Genomic DNA, 11652 nt, shown 5'->3' on the forward strand with positions numbered 1-11652 from the left:
CCACCGCTGCTGGAGGACGAGCCCCTCTTCGCGGTCACCGGGGCGCTGGCGAAGCATGCGGTCAGGCCGCGGACTCCGCCAGCCGCACCGTCCGCTCCGCCAGCTCGCTGATCCGCACCCCGTCGAAACCGAACACCGCGCTGCGGACCGTGTCCTCCAGCGGCACCTTCCACTGGTCCGGGATGGCCGCCGCCCCGCCGAACACACCCGCGACGGAACCCGCCGTCGCGCCGTTGGAGTCGGTGTCCAGGCCGCCGCGGACGGTCAGGGTGATGGTCCGGGTGAAGTCGCCGTCGCCGTAGAGCAGGCCCGCGGTGAGGACGGCCGCGTTCGGGACGGTGTGGATCCAGCCCATCCCGATGGTCTCCTCGGCGACCGTGGTGAGCGTGTCCTCCCAGGACATCCCGGCGTCGTGCAGGGAGGCCACCCGCCGTACCGTGCGGGCCAGGCGGCTGCTCGCCGGGATCACGGCCAGGGCCTCGTCGACGGCGTGCCGCACGGTGGGCGCCGTGAACGCCGCCGCGATCAGCGCCGACGCCCACATCGCCCCGTAGACCCCGTTGCCGGTGTGCGACAGCACCGCGTCCCGCCGGGCCAGCGAGGCGGCCCGGCGCGGTGCGCCCGGGTGGGTCCAGCCGAAGATGTCGGCCCTGATCAGCGCCCCGATCCACTCCTGGTACGGATTGTCGTACGTCGCCGTCAGCGGCGGCTTGAGCCCGTTGGCGAGGTTGCGGTACGCGGCCCGCTCCGCGGTGAACGTCTGCAGGTAAGGCAGTCGCAGCAGCCACAGGTCGCCGACCTGCTCGGTGCTGAACCCGAAGCCGTGCGTCTCCAGCAGGTCCAGGCCGAGGATCGCGTAGTCGACGTCGTCGTCACGGCAGCTGCCGTGGATGCGGCCGCGGACGCACTGGCGCCATTCGGGGCGCAGCTCGATGCCGTCGTGTTCGCTGATCGGCTCGGGCAGGTAGTCGGTCAGGGGCAGGGCGGAGGCCTGCCGCAGGTAGCGGTCGATGCGGTCGCGGGTCCAGACCTCGCCCTGCTCGACGGGCTTGCCGAGCATGTTGCCGGCGACGCGGCCCTGCCAGCCGCCGAGGATGCGGTTCGCCAGGTCTGTCTCGGTGCGTGCGAGGGTCATGGTTACGGTCTACCCGTTTCGCCCGGGGTCGTCGTGTGTTCGTCCCCGCGGGTGCGCGGTGGTCGCTCGCGCAGTTCCCCGCGCCCCTGGGAGCCTCGGTCCACGGGATGGGCGGATGCTGACGGGCGGGGCGTCCTGCGGTTAAGGTCGCAGCGGCGCGACTGGCCTTGACGTGCGTGAGGGCCCGGAGAGCAAGGGGAGTGCAAGTGGCGGACGCTGCAGTGAGCGGCACCTGGCAGGCACAGCGGGTGCTCGTCGCCGCGGACAAGTTCAAGGGGTCGCTGACGGCCGTGGAGGTCGCCGAGCGGGTGACGGCCGGGCTGCGCCGGGTCGTGCCGGACCTGGAGGTCGAGGCGCTGCCCGTGGCCGACGGCGGCGACGGGACCGTGGCCGCGGCGGTCGCGGCCGGGTTCGAACGCCGGGAGGTGCGGGTCGCCGGCCCCCTCGGCGACGAGGTGACGGCGGCGTTCGCGCTGCGCGAGGGCACCGCGGTCGTGGAGATGGCCGAGGCCAGCGGCCTCCAGCGGCTGCCCGCCGGAGTCTTCGCACCGCTCACGGCGTCCACGTACGGCTCCGGCGAGCTGCTGCGCGCCGCCCTGGACGCGGGCGCCCGCACGATCGTCTTCGGGGTCGGCGGCAGCGCCACCACGGACGGCGGCGCCGGGATGCTGTCGGCGCTGGGCGCCCGGTTCCTGGACGCCGACGGGGAGCCGGTGCCCCCGGGCGGCGGCGGTCTCGCCGAGCTGGCGACCGCGGACCTGTCGGGACTCGACCCGCGCCTCAGCGAGATCGAATTCATCCTCGCGAGCGACGTCGACAACCCCCTGACCGGCCCGAAGGGCGCACCCGCGGTCTACGGCCCGCAGAAGGGCGCCACACCGGACGACGTGACGGCCCTGGACGCCGCCCTGGCGCACTTCGCGGAGGTGCTGGAGGGCCCGGCCGGCCCGAAGGCCGCCGAGTACGCGGCCGCCCCGGGCGCGGGCGCCGCCGGCGGCATCGGGTACGGCGCCCTGCTCCTGGGCGCCGGTTTCCGCCCCGGCATCGAGGTCATGCTCGACGTCCTGGGCTTCGCCCCCGCCCTGGACCGCGCCGAGCTGGTGATCACCGGCGAGGGCTCCCTCGACGAGCAGACCCTCCACGGCAAGGCCCCGGCCGGTGTCGCCGCCGCCGCCCGTGCCGCCGGCAAGGACGTCGTCGCGGTCTGTGGCCGTCTCGCCCTGCCCCCGGAGGCCCTGGGCCGCGCGGGCATCCGCCGGGCCTACCCCCTGACGGACGCGGAGCCGGACGTCGCGAAGTGCATCGCGGAGGCGGGCCCGATCCTGGAACGCGTGGCGGAACGCATCGCCAGGGACTTCCTGACCTGAGCCGGGCGGCCCCCGTCGCCACAGGCACGAGGAAGGCCCCGAGCTTGTCAGCTCGGGGCCTTCCTCGTCGTACGGTCGTTACGGAAGCTGTGCCGCCCGCGCCTCGCGCCGGTTGTCACGGAAGTTGTTCACCCGCCGGGCCGTCGCGAACAGCGGAATCACCGCCCCCATCACCAGCTGCAGCGCACAGCCCGTCTGGAGCAGCAGCTGACCGCTCGGGGCGTCGAACGCCCAGGCCGCCATCATGCCCATGCCCACCACGATCCACGACAGCATCGCCACCGCGAGCCGGCCGCGCGGCTTCGGGTACTCCACGCGGCTCACCATCAGCCACGCCGTCCCCAGGATCGCCAGCAGCGTCGCCACGAAGGGCAGCTCCAGCAGCACGATGGACACCACTGTCAGCGCGCCGAACGGCGACGGCATGCCCTGGAAGGTGCCGTCCTTGACCGTGACGCACGAGAACCGCGCGAGCCGTAGCACCACCGCCAGCAGCACCACGATCGCCCCGACCGCGGCGACCCGCTGGTACGCGCCCTCCGCCACCATGCCGTAGACGAGGACGAAGTACGCCGGGGCCAGGCCGAAGCTGATCAGGTCGGAGAGGTTGTCCAGCTCGGCGCCCATGGGGGAGGAGCGCAGCTTGCGCGCCACCAGGCCGTCGAACAGGTCGAAGACCGCCGCGCAGAGCATCAGGATGACCGCCGTGGCCGCGCTGCTGCGCGCCATGCCGGATTCCTGGCTGCCCATGAGGTCCGGGATCAGGATGCCGGTGGTGGTGAAGTACACCGCCATGAAGCCGCACGTGGCGTTGCCGAGCGTCAGGGTGTCCGCTATCGACAGGCGCAGAGAGAGGGGCATCTCCTCCTCTTCGTCGACCTCGTCGGCGTCCGGGACCCAGCCGGCCTTGGTGTCAGGATCAATCACGGTCAATGCGAGTCACCCCAGCCACGGTCTTCTGCCCCACCTCGACCGCGACCTCCACGCCCTCGGGCAGGTAGAGGTCGACCCGCGAGCCGAAGCGGATCAGGCCGATCCGCTCGCCCTGCTCGACCTTGGTGCCCTCGGGCACGTAGGGGACGATGCGGCGGGCGACCGCGCCGGCGATCTGGATCATCTCGATGTCGCCGAGCTCGGTGTCGAAGTGCCAGACGACGCGCTCGTTGTTCTCGCTCTCCTTGTTGAAGGCGGGAACGAAGCCACCGGGGATGTGCTCGACCGACGTCACGGTGCCGGCCAGCGGGGCGCGGTTCACGTGGACGTTGAGCGGGCTCATGAAGATCGCGACGCGGGTGCGGCCGTCCTTCCACGGCATGATGCTCTGCACCACACCGTCGGCGGGCGAGATGACCCGGCCCTGGGCGATCTCGCGCTCGGGGTCGCGGAAGAACCACAGCATTCCCGCCGCGAGCGCGGTGGCGGGAACGGCGACGGCCTTGGCGGCGCCGGAGCGGCGGGCCCGGGCCAGGCTGAGGGCTGCGGTGGCGACGGTCGGAAGGAGCCACGGCGATGCTCCGCGCGCGAGGCGTACGCCGGCCCGGCTGTCGCGAGGTGCAGAGGTTTGGCTGTGGGGCATGGATGACCTTCGTAGCGGATGATGCCGCACTCTGACGGGGGACGGCGGCTTTCCGGCGATCGTAGCGGCTCGGGGCCCTAACTGGGTAAGCCAGGCAGCCGAGTCGGCGTCCGAAGAGTGCTGACGGGGTGTGATCTTCTTCTCCAAGAAAACACCCCGTATCCGGACATCTAGCCCTGGAATCGATACTCTTCGAGCAGTCGCCTGCCGATGATCATTTTCTGGATCTCGGCGGTACCTTCACCGATGAGCAGCATCGGCGCCTCGCGGTAGAGGCGTTCGATCTCGTACTCCTTGGAGAAGCCGTAGCCGCCGTGGATCCGGAAGGCGTCTTCGACGACCTCCTTGCAGTACTCGGAGGCGAGGTACTTCGCCATCCCAGCCTCGAGGTCGTTTCGCTCCCCGGAGTCCTTTTTGCGTGCTGCGTTCACCATCATCGCATGCGCGGCCTCGACCTTGGTAGCCATCTCGGCCAGCTTGAACTGGATCGCCTGGTGCTGGGCGATCGGCTTCCCGAAGGTGTGACGCTGCTGCGCGTACTGGACGCCCAGTTCGAACGCACGCTGAGCGACGCCGCAGCCACGCGCCGCCACGTTGACGCGGCCGACCTCGACGCCGTCCATCATCTGGTAGAAACCACGGCCGGTGACCCCGCCGAGCACACGATCCGCAGGAATCCGCAGGCCATCCATGATGAGTTCGGTGGTGTCGACCCCCTTGTACCCCATCTTGTCGATCTTGCCGGGGATGGTGAGGCCGGGGCGGACCTCGCCGAAGCCGGGCTCCTTCTCCACGAGGAAGGTCGTCATCGACTTGTGGGGCGCGGTGCCCTCGGGGTGACCTTCGTCACTTCGCACCAGAACGGCCACCAGGGACGACGTTCCGCCGTTCGTGAGCCACATCTTCTGGCCGTTCAGGACGTACTCGTCGCCGTCCCTCACCGCCTTCGACGTGATCGCCGAGACGTCCGAGCCGAGGCCCGGCTCCGACATCGAGAAGGCGCCCCGGATGTCGCCGGCCGCCATCCTCGGCAGGAAGTGGTCCTTCTGCTCCTGCGTGCCGTGCTGCTTGAGCATGTACGCCACGATGAAGTGGGTGTTGATGATGCCGGACACCGACATCCACCCGCGGGCGATCTCCTCCACGCACAGCGCGTACGTCAGGAGCGACTCGCCCAGCCCCCCGTACTCCTCGGGGATCATCAGGCCGAACAGGCCCAACTCCTTCAGCCCGTCGACGATCTGCTGCGGGTACTCGTCACGGTGCTCCAGCTCGGTCGCGACCGGGATGATCTCCTTGTCCACGAAGTCGCGGACGGTGGACAGGATCTCCTGCTGGACGTCCGTCAGACCGGCGGTCTGGGCGAGTCGCGCCATGGCTACTTCTCCTGCTCTCGCAGCTCCGGGCGGCCGGGCTGCTCGCCGCCGCGCTCCTTGATGTACGTCTCGGTCGGCACCATCACCTTGCGGCGGAACACGCAGACGAGCGTGCCGTCCTGCTTGTAGCCCTTGGTCTCGACGTGCACGATGCCGCGGTCGCTCTTCGACTTCGACGGCCACTTGTCGAGCACGGTCGTCTGGCCGTAGATCGTGTCGCCGTGGAAGGTCGGCGCCACGTGCTTCAGCGACTCGATCTCCAGGTTGGCGATGGCCTTGCCGGAGATGTCCGGCACGGACATGCCGAGCAGCAGGGAGTAGATGTAGTTCCCGACGACGACGTTCTTGCCGAAGTCCGTCGTCTTCTCCGCATAGTTCGTGTCCATGTGGAGCGGGTGGTGGTTCATGGTGAGGAGACAGAACAGGTGGTCGTCGTACTCCGTGACCGTCTTGCCCGGCCAGTGCTTGTACGTCGCGCCGACCTCGAACTCCTCGTAGGTGCGTCCGAACTGCATCGCGCTCAGGCCTCCGGGATCTCGAACGTGCTGGTGCGCCGCATGCCGGCGGCGCGGCCCTTGCCCGCGATGACCAGGGCCATCTTGCGGCTGGCCTCGTCGATCATCTCGTCGCCGAGCATCGCGGAGCCCTTCTTGCCGCCCGCCTCGGACGTGTAGTACTCGTACGCGTCCAGGATCAGCTCGGCGTGGTCGTAGTCCTCCTGCGACGGCGAGAAGATCTCGTTGGACGCCTCGACCTGGCCCGGGTGCAGCACCCACTTGCCGTCGAAGCCGAGCGCGGCGGCGCGCTGCGCGACCTCGCGGTAGCCGTCGACGTTGCGGATCTGCAGGTAGGGGCCGTCGATCGCCTGGAGATTGTTGGCGCGGGCGGCCATCAGGATCTTCATCAGGATGTAGTGGTAGGCGTCCGCCGGGTAGCCGGGCGGCTGCTCGCCGACGACCAGCGACTTCATGTTGATCGAGGCCATGAAGTCGGCCGGGCCGAAGATGATCGTCTCGACGCGCTGGGAGGCCCGCGCGATCTCGTTGACGTTGTTCAGGCCCTGCGCGTTCTCGATCTGCGCCTCGATGCCGATCTTGCCGACCTCGAAGCCCATCGTCTTCTCGATCTGGGTCAGCAGGAGGTCCAGGGCGACGATCTGCTGGGCGTCCTGGACCTTCGGCAGCATGATGCAGTCGAGGTTCTGGCCGGCGCCCTCGACGACCGTGACGACGTCGCGGTACGTCCATTCGGTCGTCCAGTCGTTGACCCGGACCACGCGCGTCTTGCCCGTCCAGTCGCCCTCGTTGAGGAACTTCACGATGGTGTGCCGCGCCTCGGGCTTGGCGAGCGGGGCGCAGGCGTCCTCCAGGTCGAGGAAGACCTGGTCCGCCGGGAGGCCCTGGGCCTTCTCCAGGAAGCGCGGGTTCGAGCCCGGTACCGCCAGGCAGGAACGCCGGGGGCGAAGGCGGTTGACCGTGGTCATGCGGGGACCTCCAGGGGGTCGAGCTGGTTCGCTTTCCGGATCTCGTCGACGATGCGGCCGATGATTCCGGTGATGTCGAAGTCCTTCGGGGTGAAGACCGCGGCCACTCCGGCTGCCCTGAGCTGCTCGGCATCACCGTTCGGGATGATGCCACCGGCGATCACGGGTATATCTGTGGCACCGGCCACACGGAGCCGTTCGAGGACGTCCGGCACCAGCTGGGCGTGCGAGCCGGACAGGATGGACAGGCCGACCGCGTGCACGTCCTCGGCGAGGGCCGCGTCCACGATCTGCTCGGGCGTCAGCCGGATGCCCTGGTAGACCACCTCGAAGCCGGCGTCCCGCGCGCGGACCGCGATCTGCTCGGCGCCGTTGGAGTGCCCGTCCAGGCCCGGCTTGCCGACCAGGAAGCGCAGCTTGCCCACGCCCAGGTCCTTGGCCGTCAGCTCCACCTTGCGCCGCACCAGGGCGAGCGTGCTGCCCTCCTCGGCGGGCACGGCCACCGGCGCGGAGGAGACGCCCGTGGGCGCCCGGAACTCGCCGAACACCTCGCGCAGGGCCCCGGCCCACTCGCCGGTCGTCGCGCCGGCGCGGGCGCACTCCAGGGTGGCCTCCATGAGGTTCTCCGTGCCGCGCGCGGCCTCCTTCAGCCGCTCCAGGGCCTTGCAGGGCCGCGGGTGGTTGAAGGGCGGCTGGTAGCGGCTGTCGCGCCACTGCTGGAGCGCCTCGATGACCCGGGCCTCGACCTCCGGGTCCACCGTCTGGATCGCGGTGTCCAGGTCGGCGGTGAGCGGGTTCGGCTCGGTGCCCTCGAAGATGTTGACGCCGACGATCTTCTCCTGGCCGGACTCGATCCGGCCCCGCCGCTCGGCGTGCGAGGAGACCAGCTGCGACTTGAGGTAGCCGGACTCGACGGCCGCCATCGCGCCGCCCATCTCCTCGATGCGCTCCATCTCGGCGAGCGCCGCCTCGACCAGGCCCTCGACCTTCTCCTCGATGACCTTCGAGCCCTCGAAGATGTCGTCGTACTCCAGCAGGTCGCTCTCGTACGCCAGCACCTGCTGGATGCGCAGCGACCACTGCTGGTCCCAGGGGCGGGGCAGGCCCAGGGCCTCGTTCCAGGCGGGCAGCTGCACGGCACGCGCGCGTGCGTCCTTGGAGAGGGTGACGGCCAGCATCTCCAGCACGATCCGCTGGACGTTGTTCTCCGGCTGCGCCTCCGTCAGGCCGAGCGAGTTGACCTGGACGCCGTAGCGGAAGCGGCGGTGCTTGGGGTTCTCGATGCCGTACCGCTCACGGGTGATCTTGTCCCAGATGCGGCCGAAGGCGCGCATCTTGCACATCTCCTCGATGAAGCGGACGCCCGCGTTCACGAAGAACGAGATGCGGCCGACGACATCGCCCATGCGCTCCTGCGGCACCTGGCCGGAGTCGCGCACGGCGTCGAGGACGGCGATCGCGGTGGACATCGCGTACGCGATCTCCTGGACCGGCGTGGCGCCCGCCTCCTGCAGGTGGTAGCTGCAGATGTTGATGGGGTTCCACTTCGGGATGTGGGAGACCGTGTACGCGATCATGTCCGTCGTCAGGCGGAGGGAGGGCCCCGGGGGGAAGACGTGCGTCCCCCGGGACAGGTACTCCTTGACGATGTCGTTCTGGGTCGTGCCCTGGAGCTTGGTGATGTCGGCGCCCTGCTCCTCGGCGACGACCTGGTAGAGCGCCAGCAGCCACATGGCCGTGGCGTTGATGGTCATCGAGGTGTTCATCTGCTCCAGGGGGATGTCCTGGAACAGCCGGCGCATGTCACCGACGTGCGCGATCGGCACGCCGACCCGGCCCACCTCGCCGCGGGCGAGGATGTGGTCGGAGTCGTAGCCGGTCTGCGTCGGCAGGTCGAACGCCACCGACAGACCCGTCTGGCCCTTGGCGAGGTTGCGCCGGTACAGCTCGTTGGACGCCTCGGCCGTGGAGTGACCGGCGTAGGTGCGCATGAGCCACGGCCGGTCCTTCTCCCGCCTGCCGTCGGCGGGCTGACGCTCAGTCATCTATGACCCCGGGTGTCTCAGATGTTGCGGAAGCGGTTGATGGCGTCGATGTGCTGCGCGCGCTTCGCCTCGTCGCGCACGCCCAGGCCCTCCTCGGGGGCCATGCACAGCACGCCGACCTTGCCCTGGTGCAGGTTGCGGTGCACGTCGTAGGCCGCCTGGCCGGTGTCCTCCAGGGAGTACACCTTGGACAGGGTCGGGTGGATCTTGCCCTTCGCGATGAGCCGGTTGGCCTCCCAGGCCTCGCGGTAGTTGGCGAAGTGCGAGCCGATGATCCGCTTCAGCGACATCCACAGGTAGCGGTTGTCGTACTCGTGCATGTAGCCCGAGGTCGAGGCGCAGGTGGTGATGGTGCCGCCCTTGCGGGTGACGAAGACACTCGCGCCGAAGGTCTCGCGGCCGGGGTGCTCGAAGACGATGTCGATGTCCTCGCCGCCGGTGAGTTCGCGGATGCGCTTGCCGAAGCGCTTCCACTCCTTGGGGTCCTGGGTGTTCTCGTCCTTCCAGAACTTGTAGCCCTCGGCGTTGCGGTCGATGATCGCCTCGGCGCCCATCGACCGGCAGATCTCCGCCTTCTGGGGACTGCTCACCACACAGATGGGGTTGGCGCCGCCGGCCAGCGCGAACTGCGTCGCGTAGCTGCCGAGTCCGCCGCTCGCGCCCCAGATGAGCACGTTGTCGCCCTGCTTCATGGCGGCGCCGTTGCGGGAGACCAGCTGCCGGTAGGCGGTGGAGTTGACCAGGCCGGGAGCGGCGGCCTCCTCCCAGCTGAGGTGGTCGGGCTTGGGCATCAGCTGGTTGGACTTGACCAGCGCGATCTCGGCGAGGCCGCCGAAGTTCGTCTCGAAGCCCCAGATGCGCTGCTCCGGGTCGAGCATCGTGTCGTTGTGCCCGTCGCTGGACTCCAGCTCGACGGAGAGGCAGTGCGCGACGACCTCGTCACCGGGCCGCCAGGCGTTGACGCCCGGGCCGGTGCGCAGGACGACGCCCGCGAGGTCCGAGCCGATGATGTGGTACGGCAGGTCGTGGCGCTTGGCCAGCTCGCTGGTGCGGCCGTAGCGCTCCAGGAAGCCGAAGGTGGACAGCGGCTCGAAGATCGACGTCCACACCGAGTTGTAGTTGACCGAGGAGGCCATGACGGCCACCAGGGCCTCTCCCGGGCCCAGCTCGGGCAGCGGCACCTCGTCCAGGTGGATCGACTTGCGGGGGTCCTTGTCGCGCGTGGCGAGCCCGGAGAACATCTCCGTCTCGTCCTTGTGCACGGTGATCGCGCGGTACGACTCGGGCAGCGGGAGGGCGGCGAAGTCCTCCGACGTGGAGTCGGGCGACTGGATCGCGGCCAGGATGTCCTTCACGGTCACGGTGTTGCCTCCGGCGGTGAGCGCCCTGAGGGAGGGGCGCCGATGGGTACGTCGGTGCTGCTGAGGGTTCGAGGGTGTGCCGTCGGTTCGGCGGTGGTGCTGTTCGGCAGCGCTGGTGGCGCGGGAGGTTGCCTGTGACGCAGGCGTCCGGGGCGGACGGGCGCGAGGCCCGTTGGGACGTCGCCCGGACCTCTTCAACGTATGACACCGCGTGTCACCCCGCAAGGCACTGAGTGCCAGAACTTGCTCTCAGATGAAATCTTTACGTAACAAATGAGCGATGATCGATCGAATGGCCGCTTCAAGGGCCTGCAAAACGGCCCCTGACATGCCAAAACGGCCACCCCGTGGGGTGGCCGTCATCACACAGCTGGAAGAGGCTCAGCGCTCCTTGAGGGCCTGCTCGATCGTCCGCATGACCTCGTCCAGAGGGGCGTCGGTGCGGGCGACCGTCACCAGCACCTCGCCCTGCGCCGAGGCCGTGGCGACGGCCGGCTGCGGTTCCGTGGAGCGCCCGGCCCCGATGCCCGAGCCGAAGGTCTTGCGCACGATCGCGAAGGCGTGGTCCAGCTGCGCCTCCACGTCCCCCTGCCCGCCGGCCCTCAGCCAGCGCCGCAGCACGTGGTTGTGGGCGGTGACGACCGCGGAGGCGGCCACCTCCGCCAGCAGCGGGTCGTCGTTGGCGTCGTCGGCGTGCGCGCGCTCGTCGAAGTGGCCGAGGAGGTAGCGGGTGAACAGGCGCTCGTAGCGGGCCACCGACGCGATCTCCGCCTCGCGCAGGGTGGGCACCTCGCGGGTCAGCTTGTAGCGGGCGACCGAGATCTCCGGCCGGGCCGCGTACATCCGCATGACTTCCTTGATGCCGCGGCACACCGTGTCGAGCGGATGCTCGTGCGCGGGCGCGGCGTTGAGTACCGCCTCGGCGCGGATCAGGGTGTCGTCGTGGTCGGGGAAGATCGCCTCTTCCTTGGAGCGGAAGTGGCGGAAGAAGGTGCGGCGCGCGACCCCGGCCTGGGCCGCGATCTCGTCGACGGTGGTCGCCTCGTACCCCTTGGTCGCGAACAGCTCCATCGCGGCGGCCGCCAGTTCCCGGCGCATCTTGAGCCGCTGGGCGGCGGCACGGGAGCCTGCGGCACTCTCCGGCGCGTCGGTCGTAGCTGGTGTACGTGCGGACTTGGCGGGCTGGGACATGCCCTGAACGTACTCCATGTGCGCAGCTCGGTGCGCATGACCTGGTTCTCCGCCCCCTCCGGAGGGGGGCGGGAACCGGTCCGGGCCGAGCAGGCCGCCCCACTCGGAGCCGGACCGG

At 69.8% G+C, this 11652-nt stretch carries 10 protein-coding genes; 1 reads left to right on the top strand and 9 read right to left on the bottom strand.

Annotation, left to right across the window (positions count from 1 at the left end):
• Positions 1–61: 61 nt before the first annotated feature.
• Positions 62–1135: an ADP-ribosylglycohydrolase family protein gene (locus tag C1703_RS33235; protein ID WP_114256303.1), complete on the bottom strand. Its 1074-nt coding sequence runs from the start codon at positions 1133–1135 to the stop codon at positions 62–64.
• 248 nt (positions 1136–1383) lie between these two features.
• Here C1703_RS33235 and C1703_RS33240 point away from each other — a divergent pair, with 248 nt between their 5' ends.
• Positions 1384–2502 carry a glycerate kinase gene (locus C1703_RS33240; protein ID WP_114257713.1) on the top strand — a complete coding sequence of 373 codons (1119 nt, stop codon included), beginning with the start codon at positions 1384–1386 and terminating at the stop codon, positions 2500–2502.
• A 78-nt stretch (positions 2503–2580) separates the two neighbouring features.
• Here the strand turns inward: C1703_RS33240 and pssA are convergent, their stop codons facing one another.
• From pssA to C1703_RS33280, 8 genes are all read right to left on the bottom strand, one after another.
• On the bottom strand, positions 2581–3363 hold the full coding sequence (gene pssA / locus C1703_RS33245) for a CDP-diacylglycerol--serine O-phosphatidyltransferase (protein ID WP_114257714.1): 783 nt from the start codon (positions 3361–3363) through the stop codon (positions 2581–2583).
• 58 nt (positions 3364–3421) lie between these two features.
• Entirely contained in the window at positions 3422–4078 is a 657-nt protein-coding gene (locus tag C1703_RS33250) for a phosphatidylserine decarboxylase (RefSeq protein WP_114256304.1), read from the bottom strand.
• Between the two features lie 170 nt (positions 4079–4248).
• A complete protein-coding gene (locus tag C1703_RS33255) occupies positions 4249–5454 on the bottom strand; it encodes an acyl-CoA dehydrogenase family protein (RefSeq protein WP_114256305.1) in 1206 nt (401 codons plus the stop codon).
• A 2-nt stretch (positions 5455–5456) separates the two neighbouring features.
• Complete coding sequence (locus C1703_RS33260; RefSeq protein ID WP_114256306.1) at positions 5457–5969, bottom strand: MaoC family dehydratase; 513 nt, start codon at positions 5967–5969, stop codon at positions 5457–5459.
• A 5-nt stretch (positions 5970–5974) separates the two neighbouring features.
• A complete protein-coding gene (locus C1703_RS33265) occupies positions 5975–6937 on the bottom strand; it encodes a CoA ester lyase (RefSeq protein ID WP_114256307.1) in 963 nt (320 codons plus the stop codon).
• The gene (locus tag C1703_RS33270) at positions 6934–8982 is read right to left on the bottom strand and encodes a protein meaA (protein ID WP_114256308.1); all 2049 of its coding nucleotides are present in this window, start codon (positions 8980–8982) and stop codon (positions 6934–6936) included. The genes C1703_RS33265 and C1703_RS33270 overlap by 4 nt, the downstream gene beginning before the upstream one ends.
• Before the next feature lie 17 nt (positions 8983–8999).
• The gene (ccrA, locus tag C1703_RS33275; protein ID WP_114256309.1) at positions 9000–10343 is read right to left on the bottom strand and encodes a crotonyl-CoA carboxylase/reductase; all 1344 of its coding nucleotides are present in this window, start codon (positions 10341–10343) and stop codon (positions 9000–9002) included.
• A gap of 381 nt (positions 10344–10724) precedes the next feature.
• Positions 10725–11534 carry a TetR family transcriptional regulator gene (locus tag C1703_RS33280; RefSeq protein ID WP_198678341.1) on the bottom strand — a complete coding sequence of 270 codons (810 nt, stop codon included), beginning with the start codon at positions 11532–11534 and terminating at the stop codon, positions 10725–10727.
• Positions 11535–11652 lie beyond the last annotated feature (118 nt).

The sequence above is a fragment of the Streptomyces sp. Go-475 genome (assembly GCF_003330845.1).
Lineage (GTDB): Bacteria > Actinomycetota > Actinomycetes > Streptomycetales > Streptomycetaceae > Streptomyces.